The organism is Aeromonas sp. R2-2, assembly GCF_040908355.1.
In the GTDB taxonomy this organism is placed as follows: domain Bacteria; phylum Pseudomonadota; class Gammaproteobacteria; order Enterobacterales; family Aeromonadaceae; genus Aeromonas; species Aeromonas veronii.
On sequence record NZ_JBFODQ010000022.1, the window covers coordinates 83,689 to 105,406 of the forward strand.

A 21,718-nucleotide genomic window follows, 5' to 3' on the forward strand; every position below is an offset into this window, starting at 1 on the left:
CCACAGAAGGAAGCTGGACCATGACCAAATTCAAGTTCCCGTCAGCCTACACGATACTGTTTGTGCTGATCGCCCTGGTGGCCGCCCTGAGCTGGATAGTGCCGGCCGGCAAATATGAGATGACCATGAACGAAGCCCTCGGCAAAGAAGTGCCGGTGGCAGGTACCTACAAACTGGTGGAGGGGAATCCCCAGGGGATCGTCGACGTGCTGCTGGCACCTATCGATGGCCTCTACAACCACGACACCTATGAGGCAGGCGCCATCGACGTCTCTCTCTTTATCCTGATCATCGGTGGTTTTCTTGGCATTGTGACCAAGACAGGTGCCATTGATGCCGGTATTGAACGTGTGACCGACCGCCTGCGCGGCCGGGAAGAGTGGATGATCCCGATCCTGATGGCGCTGTTCGCCGCAGGCGGCACCATCTACGGGATGGCCGAAGAGTCGCTGCCTTTCTACACCCTGCTGGTGCCGGTGATGATGGCCGCCCGTTTTGACCCTGTGGTGGCGGCGGCAACCGTATTGCTGGGCGCCGGTATCGGTACTCTCGGTTCTACCATCAACCCGTTTGCGACTGTTATTGCCGCCAACGCTGCCGGTATCTCCTTCACCGACGGTATCTGGCTGCGCGTTGCCATGCTGGTCGCCGGTTGGCTGCTCTGTGTTGCCTACGTCATGCGTTACGCCAAGATGGTGCGCAGCGATCCGAGCAAATCCCTAGTAGCTGACAAGTGGGAAGAGAACCGTGCCCACTTCCTCGGCAACAAGAGCGACCAGATGCTGGAGTTCACCCTGACCCGTAAAATCGTGCTGGGAATCTTCGTCGCCGCCTTTGCCGTGATGATCTACGGTGTGGCCGTGCTGGGCTGGTGGATGGCGCAGATCTCTGGTGTGTTCCTGGCTGCCGCCATCATCGTTGGTCTCATCTCCCGCATGAGCGAGGAGGAGCTGACCTCCAACTTTATCGACGGTGCTCGCGACCTGCTGGGGGTGGCGCTGATCATCGGTATCGCCCGCGGTATCGTGGTGGTAATGGATAACGGCATGATCACCCACACCATTTTGCACAGTGCAGAAGGGATCGTGACCGGCCTTTCCACCATCGTCTTTATCAACGTGATGTTCGTGCTGGAAGTGGTGCTCTCCTTCCTGGTGCCGTCCTCCTCCGGTCTGGCTGTGCTGACCATGCCGATCATGGCGCCGCTGGCCGACTTCGCCAACGTGGGCCGCGATCTGGTGGTGACTGCTTACCAGTCAGCCTCCGGTCTGGTGAACCTGGTGACCCCGACCTCCGCCGTGGTCATGGGCGGTCTGGCTATCGCCAAGGTGCCTTATGTGCGCTGGCTGAAGTGGGTGGCTCCGCTGCTCGGTATCCTGACCGTGCTGATCGTGGTCTGCCTGAGCCTGGGCGCCGTGCTCTCCTGAGGGATAACAAGCAAGATGAAACGGGAGCCTGCGGGCTCCCGTTTTTTATGGGCGCAAGAAGTGATGGGTACAACATAACTGGCAACAAAAAGGCGACCCGCAGGTCGCCTCAGTGCATTTTGGGGAGAGAGCTTAGCGGGCCTGCGCCAGCGTGCGCACCACGGCGGCATGGGCCTGACGGGTACGGCTGATATGGCGCGGCGCGACCAGCACCACGTCATTGCCCGCGACGGCGCCCATGATCTCGGGATTGGCGTTGCGATCCAGCAGGCGGGCCACCACGGTGGCGGCTCCCGGAGTGGTGTGGATCAGCACCATCTGCTGGTTGTGCACCACTTCGCGCACCATGTCGTGGATCGAGCGGGTACTGCCGGCGGGTTCCAGCTGCTCATCGACCAGGGTGTAGACCTTCTTGCCGTTGGCATTCTGTGCCTTGGCAACGCCGAGACGGCGCAGCAGGCGGGAGATGGTGGACTGGCTGATGTCGGCAAAGCCGCGCTCCGACAGCTCGCGACGGATCTCTTCCTGGGTGCTGTAGCAGTGCTGACCGATGATCTGGCGACAGGCATCCAGCTGGGCCAGATCGGGCTCTTGGGCAACGGGACGACTGAGGGTTTTGACCACGGCGAATTCCTTTGATGATGACCGGAGGTAAACGCGCGATATCTGCCATAGCAGTCAGTTATCAGGCAAAAACACTGATAATCCATCTATATGCAGGGAATGAGCGGGCATTACCATCTTGCGATGGCAAATTATAGCTGACTGGAAATTCGGTGATGTGACAGGGTTCAAAAATGGGCCCCGCAGGGCCCAATCAGATATCAGTAACGCTCGCTGACGATGTCCTGAGTGAAGGACTTCTCGCAATATTTGCACTTCATCCGTACCACGCCTTTCACTTCGCGCACCCGGAAGTAGCTGTCTACCGGCTCGTTGTGGGAGATGCAGTTGGAGTTGGGGCAGTGGAACACCCCGGCGATGAACTCCGGCAGCTCCAGCTGGTGCTTCTTCACCACATTGAAGTCTTCGATGATGTTGACGGTCGCTTTCGGGGCGAACAGCGCCAGCTGGTTGGCTTGCTGTTCGGTCAGGCGGGTGTTCTCAATCTTGATGAGATCCTTCTTGCCCAGCGCGCCGGATTTCAGGTTGAAGCCGACGGTGATCCGCTCCTGGGTTTCGACCAGCTGGAACAGCTTGAGGATCTTGATGCCCTGGCCAGCGGGGATGTGATCGATAACGGAGCCGTGACGGATGGCTTCGACTTGCAGTTGGTTCTTGTCAGACATGATATTCCCCTAAGCTCAGACAGTTTCGTTCAGTACCAGTGCCAGCAGCGCCTGGCGTGCATAGACCCCGTTCTCCGCCTGCTGGAAGTAGCAAGCGTGGGGAGTCTTGTCGACCGCCACATCGATCTCGTCGACGCGGGGCAGGGGATGCAGGATCTTCATGGTGGGCTTGGCCCCTTCCAGAGTCGCCAGCTCCAGAATGAACTTGGCGGCCATGTGCTTGTATTCGGTCTCGTCGAAGCGCTCTTTCTGGACGCGGGTCATGTAGAGGATGTCCAGCTCCGGCATCACCTCTTCCATGGTCTGGTGGACGCTGAACTGGATACCCTTCTCTTCCAGCTCTTCGCAGATGTAGTCCGGCATCGCCAGCGCTTCCGGGGAGATGAAGAAGAAACGGCAGTTGAACAGGCTGAGGGCCTGGGCCAGCGAGTGCACGGTGCGGCCATATTTCAGGTCACCGACGAAGGCGACGTTGAGGTTGTCCAGACGACCCTGGGTCTCATGGATGGTGAACAGGTCGAGCAGGGTCTGGCTCGGATGCTGGTTGGAGCCGTCGCCGCCGTTGATGACCGGCACGCGGGAGAACTCGGAGGCCAGACGGGCAGCCCCCTCTTTCGGGTGGCGCATCACCACCGCATCCGAGTAGGAGCCGATGATCTTGATGGAGTCAGCCAGCGTCTCGCCCTTCTTGGCGCTGGTGTTGCCACCGTCGGCGAAGCCGATGATGTTGCCGCCAAGGCGCTGTACCGCGGTCTCGAACGAGAGGCGGGTGCGGGTGGAGGCTTCGAAGAAGCAGCTGGCAACCAGCTTGTCTTTCAACAGGCTGGTGTCAGGTTCAGCCTTCAACCGTTGTGCGGTTGAGACTACCAGTTCCATTTCTGACCGGGTCAGGTCCGAAATGGAGATGACATGTTTCTTATAGAGTGGATTGGTCATCGTCTGCATTCCCTTTGACATCATTGGAGGTTTTTCGGGCACAAAAAAAAGCCCCTGAAACAGGGGCTTTTTTTAAAAATAACTGGGGATCGTTGGGGTGGGAACCGGAAACAACGGGGCCGCTCTGGTGCGCACCACCCGTCTGCAAGGCTGTTTTCTGAATCAAAAACTGCATCGTTTCGTCCCGACCTTTTTCAAAACCGGACAGATTATAGGGCCGCTTTTTTAATTGTCAAAATTTTATTTCCGATGCCAATTTCAGCATGAAAAACGTTTAAATGGCGGAAACATGACGACAAATCCACACCTTGTGCGTCTCTTGCAGCGATTCCCCATCGCGGGCCATGGCGCGCAAATAACCGAGTCTGTGGTGTCCTTCCAGCAGGCAGTAGGGTTGCGGTAACGGTTGCCCATTCGGGTAGCTGGCTCCCTCCTCCGGCACCAGCACGATGACAGGTTCGGGCCAGGTGCCGTCGCTCAGCATCTTCTCGCCGAGCCAGGAGCGGCGGACATAACGGTTGCTGCGCAGCATCTCGCCCCAGCGCTCGATCACCTCCATATGGCGGGAGTCCACCTGCTCTACCAGTTGCGCGGTGGGCCAGCTTTCACAGGTGAACTGATGGCTGGCGAGATCGATAAAGCTCCAGTTGGACTCAAAACCGCGCCAATGGCGGTAAATCCACTGGGAAAGCACATTTTCAGGAATAAAGGGCACCAGCGGCGCGACCCGTTCAAGATAGGCGGGCAGGGCCTCTGTCTTGCGTTCATCCCTGAAATTGAGGGGCGCCAGTTGTTGGAGCAGTCGGTAATTGAGCATAAGTGGCCTCCCGGTACCTGATTTCACCCTACCCCCATTTATGTCCCATTCCTACCCCGGCAGGGCTGCAAATACAGCAAGTTATCCCGCTTTGCTGCACAAACAAGCGCGACTTGTTCGGGATTTGTGCAATCGCATCGAAAGCGTAAAAAAAGCCTTTACCTTTGATCTCCACTTTGTATACTACGCCTCGTTTGTTGCAGGGGCGTAGTTCCAATTGGTAGAACAGCGGTCTCCAAAACCGATGGTTGCGGGTTCGAGTCCTGCCGCCCCTGCCATTTTCAGAAAGGCCAGCTCATTGAGCTGGCCTTTCGCATTTCCGGCGTTCGCCAATTTATCCCTCTCTCCTTTCTCTTCTCCTTCTTGCCGCTAGCCCTCGGTAACTGTGGTCACATTGATCTCGATGTCTGCCGCAAGAGCGTTCAATGTGCAGCAACCCGCTGTTTCAGAACGGTGACCAGCCGCTGGTGGCGGGCGGGGAGCGGCCACTCGGCGCGGTAGATCAGCCAGAGGGTGTCGATCACTTCAATGCTGCTCTGGATCACCCGGATCTTCTCCTGCTGGGCAAAGGCGGTGACGGCGAAGCGGGGCAGCACGGTAAAGCCGAGGCCGCGGGCGACCGGCTCCAGGATCAGGCCGATCTGGTTGGTAAAGCCGCGCAGCGGGATCTCGTCAACGCGCTGGCCGGGGTAGCGTCGTCCCAACAGGCGTTGTGCCATGCTGCGGCCATCCGGGTGGTCGATAAAGCCGAGCTTGCAGAGGTGCTGCCAGCTCTGCTCCTCGCCGTCGTTGGGTACCACCAGACAGAGGGGTTCGCGGGCGAAGGGCTCGGCGGCGATGCTGGGGTGCTCCGGTGGTTGATCCACCAGTCCCAGATCGCTGCGCCCTGCCAGTACCGCCTGCACTATGTCGGGGGTGGGGGCGAAACGGTGCTGGATGGTGAGTCCGGGGTGCTCCTGTTGCTGGTCGAGCAGCAGGGGATAGAGCAGCAGACCAATGCTACCCGGGGTGGACAGGGTGATGGCGCCGCGGTGAGGGTCGTCGTCAGAGAGGCGCGCTCGCAGCTGTTCGGCGGCCTGCGCCTGCTGGCGGGCGAAGTCGAGCAGCACCAGCCCGCGCGGAGTGAGCTCCAGCTGACGGGGCTTGCGCAGCAGCAGGGGGCCAAATTCGGCCTCGAGGCGCGAGATATGCTGACTGACGGCGGCCTGGGTGAGATCCAGCCGATCGGCGGCACGGGTAAAACTGCCGGTTTCATGCACCACCACCAGGGTGTGGAGCCAGAGCGGATTAACCATAAATTTAATTTATGCCTTCCATTAGTTTGACCTTATTTTTCATTATGTCGCCCCTTCCTATCATGTCACCTGTTTCCCACACACAATTTCAAGGTGACGTATGACCTATCCACGCAACTTCTCCCACATCGGCATCACGGTGACTGACCTCGACAAAGCGGTCGAGTTCTATACCAAGGTGATGGGCTGGTATCTCATCATGCCGGCGACCACCATCACCGAGGATGACTCTGCCATCGGCGTGATGTGTAACGACGTGTTTGGCCCGGGTTGGGGCTCCTTCCGCATCGCCCACCTCTCTACCGGCGACAAGATCGGCATCGAGCTGTTCGAGTTCCCCAACAGCGAGCAGCGCGAAAACAACTTCGAATTCTGGAAGACCGGGGTGTTCCACTTCAGCGTGCAGGATCCGGATGTCGAGGGGCTGGCGGCGCGCATCGTCGCGGCGGGCGGCAAGCAGCGGATGCCGGTGCGCGAGTACTACCCGGGCGAGAAGCCCTACCGCATGGTCTACATGGAAGATCCCTTCGGCAACATCATCGAGATCTACAGCCACAGCTATGAGCTGACCTACTCCGCCGGTGCATATCAGGGGTAAGTGACAGGCCGCCTTCGGGCGGCCTGCTGCTTTGTTGTTACAAGAGTCAGTAGCATGGAATAGCGATCTGGTTCACACGAATAGCGCGTTCTGTTGTTGATAGATTGGAAAATATACAGATTCACTAAAGTCTGTTCATATTGCGGCCGATAGCCTTTGATACATCAGGGTTTTCCCTGCCTGACACAACAACAAGGATTCGTCGTCATGACCCTCTCTCTGCGCGGCAAGCTGCTGGCCACCAGTCTTGGCGTAGTGCTGCTGATGGCATCACTGCTCGGCATCGTTGCCTTTCACACCCTAAAATCCCGCACCATGAGCGCCATCCAGAGCGAGGCGGTCAACTATGGCCACGCCTACTCGGTCGCCATCGGCGAATGGATGACGGATCGCAAGAACACCGTCCATGCGCTGGTCAACCTGATCAGCGATAACCCCCAAGCCGAGCTGGTGCCGCACCTGAAGCAGGCCTACACCTCCGGTGGGTTCGGCCTCACCTATTTTGGCTCCGCGCAGGGGGTAATGACCCGGCAGGATCCCTCCCTCAACACCGGCAACTATGACCCGCGCGAGCGTCCCTGGTATCAGGATGCGGTGAAGGCGGGGCAGCTGATCGTCACTGCCCCCTATGTCAGCGTCACCATGCAGAAGCTGGTGGTAACCCTCTCCGAGCCGGTACGCCATCAGGGGGAGCTGGTCGGTGCCGTGGGGGCCAACCTGGCGCTCGACAAGCTGATCGACGAAGTGCTGGCGATGAAGGTGCAGGGTGAGGGCTACGCCATGCTGCTCGACAGCAGCGGCCTCATCGTCGGCCATCCGCAGAAGGATCTGGCGCTCAAGCCCATCGCCGAGCTGGCGCCGGGACTCTCTGCCGCCACCTTCCAGCAGTGGGGCCGCGAAAACAGCGAGCTGCACGCCGCCACCCTCGACGGGCGGGATGTGCTGCTGGCGGTACAACCGGTACCGGGCACCGACTGGCTGCTGGCCATGGTGATGTATCGCGATGTGCTGGAGGCGCCGCTCAGCAGCCTGCTGTGGGAGCTGGTGGGGCTGACCCTGGTGCTGATGCTGGTGTTCAGTGCCCTGCTCACCGCCACCTTCAAATACCTGTTCGCCGATCTCGGTCGGGTCGCGCACGCCCTGCACGACATTGCCCACGGCGAGGGGGATCTCACCGTTCACATCAACACCCACAGCAAGGATGAGGTGGGTCAGCTGGCCCAGAACTTCAACCAGTTCGTGGCGCGGCTGCACGGCATCGTCAGCCGGTTGCGGGATGTGACCATCGAGCTGGCGGCACAGTCTCGCGCTCAGGCGGCCGGGGCGCAGGCCCGCAGTCAGCGGGTACGCCAGCAGCAGGATGAGATCGTGATGGTGGCGACCGCGGTGACCGAGATGGCTTCCGCTACCCAGGAGATCGCCGGCAACGCCGAGTTTGCCGCCACTACCGCCACCGATGCGGTCGCACTGGCGGTCGCCGGTCAATCCCAGGTTGGCCAGAGTCAGCGCAGCATTACCGGTCTGGCGGACGAAGTGGCCGATGCCAGCCAGATCATCAATGAGCTCGACAGCCATGCCCAGAAGATCAGCGGCATTCTGGCGACCATCAGCGGCATCGCCGAGCAGACCAACCTGCTGGCACTCAACGCCGCCATCGAGGCGGCGCGGGCCGGTGAGCAGGGGCGCGGTTTTGCGGTAGTCGCGGACGAGGTGCGGGTGCTGTCGCGCCGTACCCACGACTCCACCGACGAGATCCAGCAGATGATCGAGACCCTGCAGCAGACCACTCGTCGCGCCGTGGGTGGTATGGAGACCAGCCGTCAGCTGGCGGGTACCAGCGTCGAGGATGCGGAAGCGGCCAACCAGAGCCTTGCCCGGATCAACGAGGCGATCGGCTCCATCAGCGACATGGCGACCCAGATCGCCGCAGCGGCCGAGGAGCAGACTTCGGTGACCGGCGAGATCAGCCGCAATACCGAGAATATCCGCCACGTCTCGCAAGAGCTGGCCGAGCAGGCGGGCAACGAGGCGGCACAGGCGGCCGAGCTCAAGTCACTGACCGAGCGGCTGGAGCAGGAGATTGGCCGCTTCCGGCTCTGATCCTCCGCCTACTCTCCATGAAAAAGGGCAGCCCGCGGGCTGCCCTTTGTTATTTCACGACTGGCTTAAGGGGTCTGTTTGACCCAGATAAGCTGGTCGGTGGCAAAGCCCAGCGACTTCGCCTTGGCGACCAGCGCATCCACCTTCGCCTTGGGCGGGTTGGGTGAGCGGGAGAGGATCCAGAGGTAGTCGTGGTTGTAGCTGGTCACCAGCGAGAGCTGGTAATCGGGGTCGAGGTCGATGACGTTGTAGCCGCCGTAGAAGGGGCCGAAGAAACTCACCTTGAGCCGCGCCTCGTCCGGGTTGCCGACGAAGTAGGCCTTGCCCTCGGCTTCGCGCCAGCTGCCATCGCTCTGCTTGCCGCGGTTGAGCACCTTGACGCCGCCATCATCCCGCATGCTGTAGGTGGCGCTCACCTGCTCCAGCCCCCGCTCGAAGCTGTGGTCGAGGCGGGCAATCTCATACCAGGTGCCAAGATAACGATCGAGCTGGAAGCCGGTGACGGGGCGAATGCCGTCGGCAATCCCGGTACAGGCCGTCAGCAGTAAAGCGGTGAACAGGCAAAGCAGTGAACGCATAAGTAATCCCTCTCTTGTTATCCCTCGATGATGCGCAACTGACCATCCCGGAAGCGGGAGGCCTGATCCGTCGGCGTGCTGCCGAAGAAGCGCTTGTACTCCCGGCTGAACTGGGAGTTGCTCTCGTAACCGACTCTGGCCGCCGCGGTGCCCGCCTTGATGCCGTCGTGCAGCATCATCATTCGCGCCTTGTGAAGGCGAAACGACTTGATGTACTGCAGCGGCGAGGTGGCAGTGACCGCCTTGAAGTGGTGGTGAAAGGCGGAGACGCTCATGTTCACCTCCCGCGCCAGCTCCTCCATGGTGAGGTTGTCGGCATAACGGGACTCTATCATACGCAGCACCCTGGCGATCTGGCCCACATGGTTGTGGCGATTGGCGAGCGCCTGCAGCGCCGGGCCGCCCCCCTCGGTGAGGGCGTGAAACAGCATCTCGCGCACCGTCTGCGGTCCCAGCACCCTGGCGTGCAGCGGGTTGTCCATCAGCTCGATCAGTCGCTCGGCGGCGCAAAACATGGTTTCGGACAGGGGGACCGAGTGGACGCCGCTCTTTTGCGGCGCGGGGGCGGGCAGGGCATCGCCCAGCTCCAGCAGCAGCTCTTGCAGGGTTACCAGATCGATCTCGATGGTAAAACCGATAAGCGGCTGCTCGGGGGAGGCGAAGCACTCGCACTCGCAGGGCAGCGGCAGGGTCATCAGCAGATAGTGGTTGGGGTCGTAGCGAAACACCTGATCCGCCAGATAACCCACCTTGTGCCCCTGCAGGATTACGATCATCCGCGGTTGGTAGAGCACCGGGGTGCGGCCATGGTGTTCGGTGGTATAGATGAGGTTGACCTGTTTCACAGGTGATGGGGTGATGCCGGGGGCGGTGACGTGGCGGGTCAATCTGGTTGCGAGGTCGCTGTAACGGTTTTGCATGGGGGCTCTTTGATTCGACAGTTCCGGTTTTTGCTGCTTTGTAGAAATAGGCAAGAATCAAGCAGGATGTTGTCTTGATGGTAGGGTGGTTCTGGAGAAAAATGCAATCACGATTTCGCGGCCAGGCCGCCCTGACTATCAGAAGAAGGCAATGTCGATGAACAACTTTACTCTCCATACCCCGACCAAAATCCTGTTCGGCCAAGGGCAGATCGCCCAGCTGCGCGAGCAGCTTCCGAGCGATGCCCGCGTCATGATCACCTATGGTGGCGGCAGCGTGGTACGCAGCGGCTTGCTGGAGCAGATCCGTAACGAGCTGGCTGGCATGACCCTGTTTGAATTTGGCGGCATCGAACCGAACCCGGCCTACGAGACCCTGATGGGCGCCGTGGAGCTGGCCCGTGCCGAGCGGGTCGACTTCCTGCTCGCCGTTGGCGGTGGCTCTGTACTCGATGGCACCAAGTTTATCGCCGCTGCCGCGCACTACGATCTGGCCAAGGATCCCTGGCACATTCTCGAGACCGTCGGCAGCGAAGTGCGTTCCGCCATCCCGCTCGGTTCCGTGCTGACCTTGCCGGCGACCGGTTCCGAAATGAACATGGGCGCCGTCATCACCCGTCGCAGCAGTGGTGACAAGGTGCACTTCTTCTCGCCGTTCGTGATGCCGCGCTTCGCCGTGCTGGATCCGGTGCTCACCTACACCCTGCCCGAGCGTCAGGTGGCGAACGGGGTAGTGGATGCTTTCGTCCACATCGTGGAGCAGTACCTCACCTATCCGGTCAATGCCAAGGTGCAGGATCGCTTCGCTGAAGGCTTGCTGCTGACCTTGATCGAAGAGGGTCCCAAGGCGCTGGCCGAGCCGCACAACTACGAGGTACGCGCCAATATCATGTGGAGCGCCACCATGGCGTTGAACGGCCTGATCGGTGCCGGTGTGCCGCAGGACTGGGCCACCCATATGCTGGGTCACGAGCTGACTGCCCTGCACGGCCTCGACCACGCCCAGACTCTGGCGGTGGTGCTGCCCGCCCTGCTGCAGGCCAAGCGCAAACAGAAACATGCCAAGCTGCTGCAATACGCCGAGCGGGTGTGGGGTCTGCACAGCGGTAGCGAAGCGGAGCGCATCGACGATGCCATCGCCGCGACCCGTGACTTCTTCGAGCGGATGGGGGTCAAGACCCGACTGCGCGACTACGGTCTGAAAGATCTGGGTATCGACACTCTGATCGGCAAGCTGGGTGAGCACGGCATGACCCGTCTGGGCGAGCACAGCGATATCGATCTGGTGCAGAGCCAGCATATTTATGAAGCGGCCTGGTAAGGGCCGCCAATCGGTGCCAAACGGGCGAAACGATTGAATTGCCGGGGCCCTCTCCCGCTATCTGGCGGCTGAGCGGTCCCGCTTTTGTTGGTAAAATGTTACTTTTCGGCGTTTCGCTGCGAGAAGTGAGACGAAAGCGGATTTCGTAAGAACAAAAAACGCTAAGATAGAGGGCCGGTAAAACATTTTTTTTGACTGGTTGGATCACTTTTTTCAGCCGTTTTTACTGGTATAAGCCTCTAATTTGGTTTGTTTTTTTTAATCGTAGCCAGGGATGGGCTGAATTCTGTACGAGTGCCGTCGGGACTGCGGTTGTAATAAAACTCCAAAATTTGATACTAATCACCTTCGCGCCTGAAAAGCGGGGGCCTGACCATGACAGGAGGTTGAGGTAAAGCCTACTGATTTTCATAACAAAGAGCCCTGGACCTGCACTTTGGTCATGTCTTGTTTCGTCAGAAGTGAGACACTGGGCAGCGATTGTTTATTAACCATCAGGGAATAGTCATGCAGATTGGAATACCGAGAGAGAGTCTCGCCGGTGAGACCCGGGTCGCAGCGACCCCGGCTACCGTCGAGCAGCTGAAAAAGCTCGGCTTCGAGGTCGCCATCGAGACCGGCGCAGGCCTGTCGGCCAGCTTCGATGATGCCGCCTTCGAGGCTGCCGGTGCCAGCGTGGTGCCGAATGTCTGGCAAGCCGACCTTATCTTCAAGGTCAATGCGCCGACCGATGCCGAGATCGCACAAATTAAAGATGGCGCCACTCTGGTGAGCTTCATCTGGCCTGCCCAGAACCCTGAGCTGGTCAAGAAGCTGTCCGAGCGCAACATCAATGTGATGGCGATGGATATGGTGCCGCGGATCTCCCGTGCCCAGTCCCTCGATGCCCTCTCCTCCATGGCCAACATCGGTGGCTATCGCGCCGTGGTTGAAGCTGCGCACCAGTTCGGTCGCTTCTTCACCGGTCAAATCACCGCAGCCGGTAAAGTGCCGCCTGCCAAGGTACTGGTGATCGGTGCCGGTGTGGCCGGTCTGGCTGCCATCGGTACGGCCGGTTCCCTCGGTGCCATCGTGCGTGCGTTCGATACCCGTCTGGAAGTGGCCGAGCAGATCGAATCCATGGGTGGGGAATTCCTCAAGCTGGACTTCGGTGGCGAAGACGGTGCATCCAGCGATGGTTACGCCAAAGTCATGTCCGATGAGTTCATCAAGGCCGAGATGGAGCTGTTCGCCCAGCAGGCCAAAGAGGTGGACATCATCATCACCACCGCCCTGATCCCGGGCAAGCCGGCTCCCAAGCTGATCACCAAAGAGATGGTCGACAGCATGAAGCCGGGCTCCGTCATCGTGGACATGGCCGCTCAGGCTGGCGGTAACTGCGAATACACAGTGCCGGGTGAGCTGCATGTCACCGACAACGGCGTCAAGGTGATCGGTTACACCGATCTGCCGGGTCGTCTGCCTGCCCAATCCTCCCAGCTCTACGGTACCAACCTGGTCAACCTGATGAAGCTGATGTGCAAGGAGAAGGACGGCAACATTGCCATCGACTTCGAAGACGTGGTTCAGCGCAACATGACGGTGATCCAGGCCGGTGAAGTGACCTTCCCGCCGCCCGCCATCTCTGTCTCTGCTGCCCCGCAGAAACCGGCCGCCGCCAAACCGGCAGCCAAGAAGGAAGAGGCCAAGCCCTCCAACAAGAAGTTCGTGTTCGGTGCCATCGGTATCGCCGCCTTCGGCTGGATCGCCTCCGTTGCCCCGGCAGCCTTCCTCTCCCACTTCACCGTATTCATCCTGGCCTGTGTGGTCGGTTACTACGTGGTGTGGAACGTCTCTCACGCCCTGCACACGCCGCTGATGTCGGTCACCAATGCCATCTCCGGCATTATCGTGGTCGGTGCCCTGCTGCAGATCGGGCAAGGGTCGACCCTGGTCACCGCGCTGGCGTTCATCGCCGTGCTGATTGCCAGTATCAACATCTTCGGCGGCTTCACCGTCACTCAGCGCATGCTGAAGATGTTCCGTAAGGATTAAGGGGGTTTAACGTGTCTCAAGGACTGGTAACAGCATCCTATATCGTTGCCGCCGTGCTCTTCATCCTCAGTCTCGCGGGACTGTCGAAGCAAGAAACGGCCAAGCATGGCAACCTGTTCGGTATCGCGGGTATGGCTATCGCCCTGCTCGCCACCGTATTCAACCCGGAGACCAGTGGTGTTCACTGGATCATCCTGGCCATGGTGATCGGCGGTGCCATCGGCGTGCGTCTGGCACTCAAGGTCGAAATGACCGAGATGCCCGAGCTGGTGGCTGTGCTGCACAGCTTCGTGGGTATGGCGGCAGTGCTGGTGGGCTTCAACAGCTTCATCGATCTGCACCCCTCCGCACCTGCTGAGGTCGTCGTCTCCGTCGGTTCCAATCTGGATGCCACCCTGGCAGCCGCCCGTGCGGCGTTCGAGCAGGCCAACAGCGTTGCTCAGGTCGAGCACCTGACCGGCGCCATGCTGAACATCCACCTGGTCGAGATCTTCCTGGGCGTCTTCATCGGTGCCGTAACCTTTACCGGTTCCGTGGTTGCCTTCGGCAAACTGCGCGGTCTGATCTCCTCCAAGCCGCTGATGCTGCCGCATCGCCACAAGCTGAACCTGCTGGCCGTGGTTGCTTCTTTGGCGCTGATGGTCTACTTCGTCAACGCGGGCGGCTCTACCTTCGCCCTGCTGGTGATGACCCTGATCGCCTTCGCCTTCGGCTGGCATCTGGTTGCCTCCATCGGTGGCGCAGACATGCCGGTGGTAGTCTCCATGCTGAACTCCTACTCCGGTTGGGCGGCAGCGGCGGCGGGCTTCATGCTCTCCAACGACCTGCTGATCGTCACCGGCGCTCTGGTGGGTTCCTCCGGTGCGATCCTCTCTTACATCATGTGTAAGGCGATGAACCGCTCCTTCATCTCCGTGATCGCCGGTGGCTTCGGCTCCGATGGCGTGGCCTCCACGGCTGATCAGGAGATGGGCGAATACCGCGAAACCAGCGCCGAGGAAGTGGCTGACCTGCTGAAGAACTCCAGCTCCGTCATCATCACCCCGGGCTACGGTATGGCGGTGGCGCAGGCCCAGTATCCGGTTGCCGAGATCACCCAGAAGCTGCGTGATCGCGGCGTCAAGGTGCGTTTCGGTATCCACCCGGTTGCCGGTCGTCTGCCTGGCCACATGAACGTGCTGCTGGCGGAAGCGAAAGTCCCGTATGACATCGTGCTGGAAATGGACGAGATCAACGACGACTTCGCCGATACCGATACCGTGCTGGTGATCGGTGCCAACGACACCGTTAACCCGGCCGCGATGGAAGATCCGGGCAGCCCGATCGCCGGTATGCCGGTGCTGGAAGTATGGAAAGCGCAGAACGTCATCGGCTTCAAGCGCTCCATGAACACTGGCTACGCCGGTGTCCAGAACCCACTGTTCTTCAAGGAAAATACCCAGATGCTGTTTGGCGATGCCAAGGCCAGCGTCGAGGCAATCCTGAAAGCACTGTAAGTGCCACTCAGAGAGTGAATATCAAGGAGGCTTCGGCCTCCTTTTTTATTGCCCATCCCTTGTATATCCTCAATCCATACGGACCATGAGGGATCTCCATGATGTGGTGTCAGGGTTGGCGAAGGATCGGGTTGTACGGCTGGCTGCTGGCCTTCCTGTTTGGTGCTGGTTCGGCCGTAGCAGCGGACGAGCCGCCGACTCTGACGCTGCTGACCGAGCTGTGGCCCCCTTATGTGATGCGTGGTGACAATGGCGAGCTGGCCGGCGCCGATCTCGATCTGGCCTGTACCGTGTTGCGCCAGATGGGTTATCGCACCGAAATCAGGGTGCTGCCCTGGAAGCGGGTTCTGCAGCAGGCCCGTCTCAGGCAGGGGGATGCGGTGCTCGATGTCTTCTTTGAACCTTCCCGTCAGCAGTGGCTCCACTACCCCGAAGAGCCGCTCTCTTACAGCGGTGAAGTGCTCTTCTATCCATCGGCTCGTCCGGTGGATTTCAAACAGCTCTCCGACCTCAAGGGTCTGCGGATAGGTATTCAGGAAGATTATGCCTACAGCCCCGATTTTCTGACCGATCCCGGGGTGATCCGGATGCCGATGACGGGGGAGGGGAATGCCATCAAACAGCTGCATCTGATGATGGCCGGTCGGCTGGACGGGGTGGTGCTCAACGAGCGGGTCGGTCGTTATCTGCTGCATACCCAGGGGTTGCAGGATCAGGTGAACCACGGCTCGCGCCTGCTGACCGACGACAACCGCAACTTCCTCGCGTTTACCCACAAGCCCGGCCACGACCAGCTGGCTATCCGCTTCTCCTCTGCCCTCAAGGCATTCAAACAGACTCCCGCCTACAAGCAACTGCTGGCCCGCTATCACCTCTGAGTTGCCGCCCTGCTGTGCGCAGCTTCACAATTTGTCGCACTTTGTTAAAAGGTGGGCATAATGGCGAACAAAAAGGGGATGCCGCTCAACATTAGTTGATCTTGTTGATAGTAGAATCAACTGCGGTTTACTCAGAGTTACTCATATATGTCCACAGCAGCCACCACTGACCAGATCAATTCGTTAACGGATGAAGAACGTCATCTGATCGCCAGTTTCGAGCCCGCAGTCGATGCGCTGGCCGCGCTGTTTGGCGCAGGGTGCGAGGTGGTGTTGCATGCGTTCGATACGCTGGATGCATCGGTCATCAAGATTGCCAACGGCCATGTCACCGGTCGTCGGGAGGGGGCGCCGGTCACCGACTTTGCCCTCAACCGCTTGCAGGGGGAGGCGGGCAGCCAGTGGAGCAGCTACTTCAGCCGTACCCGCGACGGGACGCTGATGAAGTCCTCCTCCATCACCATCAGCAACCGGCAGGGCAAGCCCATCGGCATGCTCTGCGTGAACTTCAGTCTGGATACCTCCCTTGGCAGCCTGCTCGATACTTTTGCGTTGCCAGCGGCACCAGCGCCGCTCAACAACGAGACTTTTGCCAGCTCGGTGGACGATCTGGTGACCCAGGTGATTGAGAAGGTGGATCGGGACGATTCGCTCTCCTGCACGGTGCGCAACAAGGAGATAGTGACCCGGCTCTTCGACATGGGGATCTTCGAGATCAAGGAGGCGGCCCAGCTGGTTGCCCGGATGCTCGGCATCTCCCGTCATACTGTTTATCTGCATATCCGCAACCACAAGGCGGATCTGAACAAGCAATAACTGCCTGCGGGCACCCTGAACATGAGAAACACTGCGATGAAAGCACAATGGACCGACTTTATTACCCTGCTCAAGCGTGAAGTGGTGCCGGCCCTGGGCTGTACCGAGCCGATGTCGGTGGCGCTGGCGGCGGCCAACTGCCGCAAGCTGCTGGGGGAGACCCCGACTAGCATCAGCGTCTGGGTCAGTGGCAATCTGTTCAAGAACGGCATGGGGGTCGGGGTGCCGGGTACCGGCATGATCGGTCTGCCGGTCGCCGCTGCGGTCGGCATCACAGGGGGCAATCCCGATGCCGGGCTGGAGGTGCTCAAGACCCTCACACCAGAACAGGTGGAAGCGGCCAAGGCGTTGCTGCCGGTCATCAAGGTGGATGTGAAGGATGTACCGGATGTGCTCTACGCCGAGGTGCTGGCCGAAGTGGAGGGTCATAGTGCCCGGGTGGTGATCTGTACAGACCACACCCGCATCATCCTGATGGAGAAGGATGGCGAGGTGCTGATGGAGCAGGCCAGTGCCCCCGGCGTGCAGATCCAGCCAGCCAAATCCGCCAAACCGGCCATGACCCTGCGGGAGATCGTCGATTTTGCATTGGAAGTGCCGCTGGCGGAGATCGACTTTATCCGCGAGGCCGCCACCATGAATCAAGCGCTGGCGGACGAAGGGTTACAGGGCTACGGCCTGAAGATCGGCAAGATCCTCACCGAACAGGTGGAGCGCAAGCTGCTCTCCGATGACCTGATGACGCTGGCGATGCGCCTCTCCTCCGCCGCCTCCGATGCGCGAATGGATGGCGCCATGCTGCCCGCCATGTCCAACTCCGGTTCCGGCAATCAGGGCATTGCCGCCACCATGCCTGTGGTCGCGGCTGCCCGCTTCCTCAAGGCGAGCGACGAGCAGCTGACCCGGGCACTGGTGATGAGCCATCTGGTGGCCATCTACATCAAGACCTATCAGAACAAGCTGTCGGCCCTCTGCGCCGCCAGTACCGCCGCCATGGGGGCCGGTGCCGCCATCACCTGGCTGCTGGGCGGCCAGTATCAGCAGATCAGCCACTGCATCAACAACATGATTGGCGATGTCTCCGGCATCATCTGCGACGGCGCGGGCAGCGCCTGCTCCATGAAGGTCTCCACTTCCACCTCGGCGGCGGTTAAGTCTTCGCTGATGGCCATCAACAACCTGCATGTCCCCCAGAGCGAGGGGATCGTCTCCGACGATGTGGACCAGACCATCGCCAATCTGGGCCGCCTCTCCAAAGAGGGGATGCTGGATACCGACATCGAGATCATCAACATCATGCGAGCGAAACAGCAGAAGCAGTGAATCTGTGACAAGGGGGCGATAGACCCCCTTGTTCTTGTCACGACGGCGCAGACCGTATGACACGGTTGCCAGGGCAAGCATGGCGCTTGCTCTTGTTTCTCGGGCGCAAGCCCGCTTTTTGGGGAGTCATACCATGACATTTAGCGTTATCGGCAATCTGGCCATCGCCGCCATCTTGCTGTTCTTTCTCTACCGGTTACAGGAAAAACATGTGAGCTTCACCCGCCGGGTATTTGCCGGTCTGGGGCTCGGTATTCTGTTCGGCGCCGCGTTGCAACTGCTTTACGGTGCTGGTTCGTCCGTCATTGTTCAGACCATCGACTATCTGGATATCGTGGGTAGCGGCTATGTGAAGCTGCTGCAAATGATCATCATCCCGCTCATCATGGTCTCCATCATCAGCGCTATCTTGAAGCTCAATGGTGGCACTGCGCTGGGCAAGATCAGCGCCATGACCATAGGCGTGCTGATCTTTACCACCGCCATCGCCGCCGGGGCGGGAATCCTGATGTCCAACCTGTTTGGCCTGACCGCTGAAGGGCTCACCTCCGGTGCCGCCGAGAGCGCCCGTGGCGCCGCGCTGCAGACCACCCTCGGCAGCGTCGAGAGCATGTCTTTCGCCAAGATGATGCTGGAGTTCATTCCCGCCAACCCCTTCCTCGACATGACCGGGGCGCGCAAGACCTCCACCATCGCCGTGGTGATCTTCTCCATCTTCATCGGCCTCTCCTCCACCGGCATCGCCCGCAAGAAGCCGGAGATCTTCGCCAGCTTCAGCCACTTCGTGGCCGTGGCTCATGCCATCGTAATGCGAATGGTGACTCTGGTGCTGCGCCTAACCCCGTTTGGCGTACTGGCGCTGATGACCAAGGTGGTCTCCGGCTCCAACTATGCTGACATCCTCAACCTGCTCAGCTTTGTGATGGCCTCTTACGGCGCCATCGCCATCATGTTTGTCGTGCACCTGCTGCTGGTGAGCATGGTCGGCATCAACCCGCTGCGCTTCCTCAAGAAGATCACTCCGGTGCTGGCGTTTGCCTTCACCTCGCGCACCAGTGCGGGCTCCATCCCGATGAACGTGCAGACCCAGACCAAGTCGCTGGGTATTCCTGAGGGGATCGCCAACTTCGCCGCCTCCTTCGGTTCCACCATCGGCCAGAACGGCTGTGCCGGTATCTATCCGGCCATGCTGGCCGTGATGATTGCCCCGACCGTTGGGGTTAACCCGATGGATCCCGGCTTTATCATGACCCTGATCGCCATCATCACCGTCAGCTCCTTCGGGGTGGCCGGGATTGGCGGTGGCGCCACCTTTGCCGCGCTGATCGTGCTCTCCGCGCTGGACTTCCCGGTGGCGCTGGCCGGTCTGCTCATCTCCATCGAGCCACTGATCGACATGGGCCGTACCGCGCTCAACGTTTCCGGTTCCATCACCGCAGGGACGGTCACCAGCCGTCTGATGGGCGAGACCGACATGCATGTGTTCAACAGCGATCACGAAGTGAGTCTGGACGGCGAAGAGTCTACCGTCTGATTTGCTGTCGGTTGATCTGCCCGTGGAAAGGGGCGACTCTTTCCCGTCATAGACCGCAGGGAGGGCATGCCCTCCCTGCGCCATTGAGAGGAAAAACTATGAGAATTCTGATCATCGGTGGCGAAGCCGCCGGTATGAGTGCGGCCGCCAAGGCTCGCCGTCTGGCCATCGATGCCGAAATCGTGGTGTATGAGGCCTCCGAGGTGATCTCTTTCGGTGCCTGCGGCCTGCCTTACTTCGTCGGTGACGAGTTTCAGGAGCCCGGTTACATGGCCGAGTTCACCCCGGAGCAGTTCGCCGCCAAGGGGATCGAGGTCAAGATTGGCCATCGGGTGCTGAGCGTCGATGCGGCTGCCCAGACTCTGGTGGTGGAGCACAACGGCGACACCTTCACCGATCGCTACGATCGCTTGATGATTGCCACCGGTGCCCGCGAAGTGATGCCCCCCATCCCCGGTCTGCAGCAGCAAGGGGTATTTGGTCTGCGCCGGATGGCCGACGGGCTGGCGCTGAAGGCGGCGGTGCAAGACAAGAACAATCGCCGCGCCGTGGTGATTGGCTCCGGCTTTATTGGGCTGGAGGTGGTCGAGGCGCTGGTCCATCAGGGCAAAGAGGTGCGTCTCATCGAGCTGGCGGAGCGGGTCATCCCCGACGCGTTTGATGGCGAGATCACCCAGCACATTGAAACCGAACTGCGCGAGCAGGGGGTCTCTCTCCATCTGGGTGAGCGAGTTGAAGCACTGCTGGGGGATGGTCGGGTGACCGGCGTGCGAACCAGCCATGGCGAGCACGAGGCCGATATCGTGGTGGTCTGCACCGGGGTCAAGCCCAACACCGAGTTTCTGGCCGACACCGGCATCAAGCGGCTCGGCAACGGCGCAATCAAGGTGGATCGTCAGGGGCGCAGCTCGCTCGCCAACGTCTGGTCAGCCGGTGACTGTGCCAGCGTCTGGCACAGCGTGAAGCAGCAGCAGGTCTATGTGCCGCTCGCCACCATCGCCAACAAGCTGGGGCGCATGGTGGGTGAGAACCTGGCGGGGGCCGAGCAGGAGTTCCCGGGCACCCTCGGCTCTGCCGCGCTCAAGGTGTTGGGGCTGGAGGCGGGCCGTACCGGTCTTTCCGAGCAGGAAGCCAAGGCGATGGGCATCGACTATCGCACTGTGGTGATCAAGGACAAGTGCCATACCAACTACTGCCCGGGCCAGTCCGACATTCACGTCAAGCTGGTCTATGAGGCGGGCAGCAAGCGGCTGCTGGGCGGCCAGATCCTCGGTCGCAAGGGGGCGGTCCACCGCATCGACGCGCTGGCGGTGGCCATCACCATGGGAGTGACCACCGATCAGCTCGGCATGCTGGATTTTGCCTACGCGCCGCCCTTCTCCCGCACCTGGGATGCCCTGAACGTGGCGGGTAACGTCGCGAAGTAAGCGTTGCGATGACTGCGTCGTTACGCAGATTCTGCTCTGCAGAGCAATCTGCGGGTAATAGCTGAGGGTAAATTGCAGCGATAAAAAAACCGATGCCTTGGCATCGGTTTTTTGTTACCGGTTTATCCGTATCACTCAGCCACGGCCGAGGCGGTTCTCCGGGTAGTTCTTGGCCAGCACTTCGCGGGCATGCTTGGCCAGCTGAGGCATCTTCAGGGCGTCGTAAGACTCGACCATGATCTCCAGTGCCTTCTCGGTTTCGGCTGTGTCGGGGTAGGTTTCGACAATCAGCTTGGCCCGGTTGGCGGCCGCGACCAGTGCATCACGCTTCACGTAATACTCGGCCACGCTCAGGTCATATCGGGCCAGACGATTCTTCAGGCCAATCATGCGCGCACGGGCATCGGCGGCATAGACGCTGTTGGGGTAGTTTTGCAGCAGAGTCTTGAAGTCCTGGAATGCCTGACGGGCATAAGCCGGGTCTTTGTCGTCCCGATCGATACCGAACAGGCTCTGGAAGAAGTTGTAATCCGCCGCCATGTTGGTCAGGCCGCGCATATAGAAGACGTAATCGATATTTTTATGCGCCGGATTGAGGCGGATAAAACGGTCGATATTGGCGATCGCCTGAGCGGTATCATCCTGCTTGTAGTAGGCATAGATGAGGTCAAGCTGCACCTGGTTGGAGTAGGCGCCGAACGGGTAGCGAGAGTCCAAAGCCTCCAGCAATTCAGTGGCTTGCACGTAATTGCCAACGTCCAGTTTGAGGCGTGCTTTCTGGTACAGGGTCTCCGGCGGTTCGTCGGGTACCTTGGGTTTGGTGCTGGAACAGCCTGTGATCAAGGTAGCGACCAAGGCGAGCGACATCAGCAGGTGAGACTTCTTTCCCATCAACAACATCCGGTCCATTTCCACGAAATTGGCAAAGT

The 21,718-nt window shown here is 60.0% G+C and carries 20 protein-coding genes and 1 tRNA gene; 12 read left to right on the forward strand and 9 right to left on the reverse strand.

Going from position 1 to position 21,718, the window contains the following annotated elements; all coding sequences use genetic code 11:
• Positions 1-20: 20 nt before the first annotated feature.
• Entirely contained in the window at positions 21-1,427 is a 1,407-nt protein-coding gene (locus AB5Z09_RS03755) for a YfcC family protein (protein WP_005339725.1), read from the forward strand.
• A 132-nt stretch (positions 1,428-1,559) separates the two neighbouring features.
• Here the strand turns inward: AB5Z09_RS03755 and AB5Z09_RS03760 are convergent, their stop codons facing one another.
• From AB5Z09_RS03760 to AB5Z09_RS03780, 5 genes are all read right to left on the reverse strand, one after another.
• Positions 1,560-2,051: an arginine repressor gene (locus AB5Z09_RS03760; RefSeq protein WP_005339728.1), complete on the reverse strand. Its 492-nt coding sequence runs from the start codon at positions 2,049-2,051 to the stop codon at positions 1,560-1,562.
• A 200-nt stretch (positions 2,052-2,251) separates the two neighbouring features.
• Positions 2,252-2,716: an aspartate carbamoyltransferase regulatory subunit gene (gene pyrI / locus AB5Z09_RS03765; RefSeq protein WP_005339730.1), complete on the reverse strand. Its 465-nt coding sequence runs from the start codon at positions 2,714-2,716 to the stop codon at positions 2,252-2,254.
• Between the two features lie 15 nt (positions 2,717-2,731).
• The gene (gene pyrB / locus AB5Z09_RS03770; protein ID WP_005339735.1) at positions 2,732-3,652 is read right to left on the reverse strand and encodes an aspartate carbamoyltransferase; all 921 of its coding nucleotides are present in this window, start codon (positions 3,650-3,652) and stop codon (positions 2,732-2,734) included.
• A complete protein-coding gene (locus AB5Z09_RS03775) occupies positions 3,633-3,827 on the reverse strand; it encodes a hypothetical protein (protein WP_013724188.1) in 195 nt (64 codons plus the stop codon). Before AB5Z09_RS03775 ends, pyrB begins: the two co-directional genes overlap by 20 nt.
• 99 nt (positions 3,828-3,926) lie before the next feature.
• Positions 3,927-4,469: a hypothetical protein gene (locus AB5Z09_RS03780; protein ID WP_128834731.1), complete on the reverse strand. Its 543-nt coding sequence runs from the start codon at positions 4,467-4,469 to the stop codon at positions 3,927-3,929.
• 201 nt (positions 4,470-4,670) lie between these two features.
• Here AB5Z09_RS03780 and AB5Z09_RS03785 point away from each other — a divergent pair.
• Positions 4,671-4,747, forward strand: a tRNA-Trp gene (locus tag AB5Z09_RS03785).
• A 144-nt stretch (positions 4,748-4,891) separates the two neighbouring features.
• Here the strand turns inward: AB5Z09_RS03785 and AB5Z09_RS03790 are convergent.
• A complete protein-coding gene (locus AB5Z09_RS03790) occupies positions 4,892-5,764 on the reverse strand; it encodes a LysR family transcriptional regulator (protein WP_368194668.1) in 873 nt (290 codons plus the stop codon).
• Between the two features lie 100 nt (positions 5,765-5,864).
• On the opposite strand from AB5Z09_RS03790, the gene AB5Z09_RS03795 reads away from it, so the two are divergent.
• Entirely contained in the window at positions 5,865-6,362 is a 498-nt protein-coding gene (locus AB5Z09_RS03795; RefSeq protein WP_041209527.1) for a lactoylglutathione lyase family protein, read from the forward strand.
• A 207-nt stretch (positions 6,363-6,569) separates the two neighbouring features.
• Complete coding sequence (locus tag AB5Z09_RS03800) at positions 6,570-8,462, forward strand: methyl-accepting chemotaxis protein (RefSeq protein ID WP_274160755.1); 1,893 nt, start codon at positions 6,570-6,572, stop codon at positions 8,460-8,462.
• Between the two features lie 65 nt (positions 8,463-8,527).
• Here AB5Z09_RS03800 and AB5Z09_RS03805 read toward each other — a convergent pair whose 3' ends face one another.
• Together AB5Z09_RS03805 and AB5Z09_RS03810 are read right to left on the reverse strand one after the other, a co-directional pair.
• Positions 8,528-9,040 carry a lipocalin family protein gene (locus AB5Z09_RS03805; protein ID WP_127007115.1) on the reverse strand — a complete coding sequence of 171 codons (513 nt, stop codon included), beginning with the start codon at positions 9,038-9,040 and terminating at the stop codon, positions 8,528-8,530.
• Positions 9,041-9,057: 17 nt separating this feature from the next.
• Positions 9,058-9,960 carry an AraC family transcriptional regulator gene (locus AB5Z09_RS03810; RefSeq protein ID WP_005339751.1) on the reverse strand — a complete coding sequence of 301 codons (903 nt, stop codon included), beginning with the start codon at positions 9,958-9,960 and terminating at the stop codon, positions 9,058-9,060.
• A 157-nt stretch (positions 9,961-10,117) separates the two neighbouring features.
• Between AB5Z09_RS03810 and yqhD the strand changes: the two genes are divergently transcribed.
• The 8 genes from yqhD to AB5Z09_RS03850 all read left to right on the forward strand — a co-directional run bounded on the left by yqhD (position 10,118) and on the right by AB5Z09_RS03850 (position 20,789).
• Entirely contained in the window at positions 10,118-11,281 is a 1,164-nt protein-coding gene (gene yqhD, locus AB5Z09_RS03815; RefSeq protein WP_139405384.1) for an alcohol dehydrogenase, read from the forward strand.
• Positions 11,282-11,788: 507 nt separating this feature from the next.
• Positions 11,789-13,315: a Re/Si-specific NAD(P)(+) transhydrogenase subunit alpha gene (gene pntA / locus AB5Z09_RS03820; protein WP_368194669.1), complete on the forward strand. Its 1,527-nt coding sequence runs from the start codon at positions 11,789-11,791 to the stop codon at positions 13,313-13,315.
• 11 nt (positions 13,316-13,326) lie between these two features.
• A complete protein-coding gene (gene pntB, locus AB5Z09_RS03825) occupies positions 13,327-14,811 on the forward strand; it encodes a Re/Si-specific NAD(P)(+) transhydrogenase subunit beta (protein WP_005339759.1) in 1,485 nt (494 codons plus the stop codon).
• A 98-nt stretch (positions 14,812-14,909) separates the two neighbouring features.
• Entirely contained in the window at positions 14,910-15,689 is a 780-nt protein-coding gene (locus AB5Z09_RS03830; protein WP_201958759.1) for an ABC transporter substrate-binding protein, read from the forward strand.
• Between the two features lie 147 nt (positions 15,690-15,836).
• Positions 15,837-16,505, forward strand: a complete 669-nt coding sequence (locus AB5Z09_RS03835) for a transcriptional regulator (RefSeq protein ID WP_181269842.1) — start codon at positions 15,837-15,839, stop codon at positions 16,503-16,505.
• A 21-nt stretch (positions 16,506-16,526) separates the two neighbouring features.
• Positions 16,527-17,828, forward strand: coding sequence for a serine dehydratase subunit alpha family protein (locus tag AB5Z09_RS03840; RefSeq protein WP_368194670.1), 1,302 nt, complete (start codon positions 16,527-16,529; stop codon positions 17,826-17,828).
• A gap of 133 nt (positions 17,829-17,961) precedes the next feature.
• Positions 17,962-19,362, forward strand: a complete 1,401-nt coding sequence (locus AB5Z09_RS03845; RefSeq protein WP_368194671.1) for an L-cystine transporter — start codon at positions 17,962-17,964, stop codon at positions 19,360-19,362.
• A gap of 98 nt (positions 19,363-19,460) precedes the next feature.
• Positions 19,461-20,789 carry a CoA-disulfide reductase gene (locus tag AB5Z09_RS03850; protein ID WP_368194672.1) on the forward strand — a complete coding sequence of 443 codons (1,329 nt, stop codon included), beginning with the start codon at positions 19,461-19,463 and terminating at the stop codon, positions 20,787-20,789.
• 135 nt (positions 20,790-20,924) lie between these two features.
• Here the strand turns inward: AB5Z09_RS03850 and AB5Z09_RS03855 are convergent, their stop codons facing one another.
• Entirely contained in the window at positions 20,925-21,680 is a 756-nt protein-coding gene (locus AB5Z09_RS03855) for an outer membrane protein assembly factor BamD (protein ID WP_019446583.1), read from the reverse strand.
• Between the last annotated feature and the right edge of the window lie 38 nt (positions 21,681-21,718).

Coding starts and splice junctions, on each gene's coding strand:
- AB5Z09_RS03850 (WP_368194672.1), top strand. CDS start 19,461: ATGAGAATTCTGATCATCGGTGGCGAAGCCGCCGGTATGAGTGCGGCC.
- AB5Z09_RS03840 (WP_368194670.1), top strand. CDS start 16,527: ATGAGAAACACTGCGATGAAAGCACAATGGACCGACTTTATTACCCTG.
- pyrB (WP_005339735.1), bottom strand. CDS start 3,652: ATGACCAATCCACTCTATAAGAAACATGTCATCTCCATTTCGGACCTG.
- yqhD (WP_139405384.1), top strand. CDS start 10,118: ATGAACAACTTTACTCTCCATACCCCGACCAAAATCCTGTTCGGCCAA.
- pyrI (WP_005339730.1), bottom strand. CDS start 2,716: ATGTCTGACAAGAACCAACTGCAAGTCGAAGCCATCCGTCACGGCTCC.
- AB5Z09_RS03855 (WP_019446583.1), bottom strand. CDS start 21,680: ATGGGAAAGAAGTCTCACCTGCTGATGTCGCTCGCCTTGGTCGCTACC.
- AB5Z09_RS03780 (WP_128834731.1), bottom strand. CDS start 4,469: ATGCTCAATTACCGACTGCTCCAACAACTGGCGCCCCTCAATTTCAGG.
- AB5Z09_RS03810 (WP_005339751.1), bottom strand. CDS start 9,960: ATGCAAAACCGTTACAGCGACCTCGCAACCAGATTGACCCGCCACGTC.
- AB5Z09_RS03830 (WP_201958759.1), top strand. CDS start 14,910: ATGATGTGGTGTCAGGGTTGGCGAAGGATCGGGTTGTACGGCTGGCTG.
- AB5Z09_RS03805 (WP_127007115.1), bottom strand. CDS start 9,040: ATGCGTTCACTGCTTTGCCTGTTCACCGCTTTACTGCTGACGGCCTGT.
- AB5Z09_RS03845 (WP_368194671.1), top strand. CDS start 17,962: ATGACATTTAGCGTTATCGGCAATCTGGCCATCGCCGCCATCTTGCTG.
- AB5Z09_RS03775 (WP_013724188.1), bottom strand. CDS start 3,827: ATGCAGTTTTTGATTCAGAAAACAGCCTTGCAGACGGGTGGTGCGCAC.
- AB5Z09_RS03755 (WP_005339725.1), top strand. CDS start 21: ATGACCAAATTCAAGTTCCCGTCAGCCTACACGATACTGTTTGTGCTG.
- pntA (WP_368194669.1), top strand. CDS start 11,789: ATGCAGATTGGAATACCGAGAGAGAGTCTCGCCGGTGAGACCCGGGTC.
- AB5Z09_RS03790 (WP_368194668.1), bottom strand. CDS start 5,764: ATGGTTAATCCGCTCTGGCTCCACACCCTGGTGGTGGTGCATGAAACC.
- AB5Z09_RS03800 (WP_274160755.1), top strand. CDS start 6,570: ATGACCCTCTCTCTGCGCGGCAAGCTGCTGGCCACCAGTCTTGGCGTA.
- AB5Z09_RS03835 (WP_181269842.1), top strand. CDS start 15,837: ATGTCCACAGCAGCCACCACTGACCAGATCAATTCGTTAACGGATGAA.
- AB5Z09_RS03795 (WP_041209527.1), top strand. CDS start 5,865: ATGACCTATCCACGCAACTTCTCCCACATCGGCATCACGGTGACTGAC.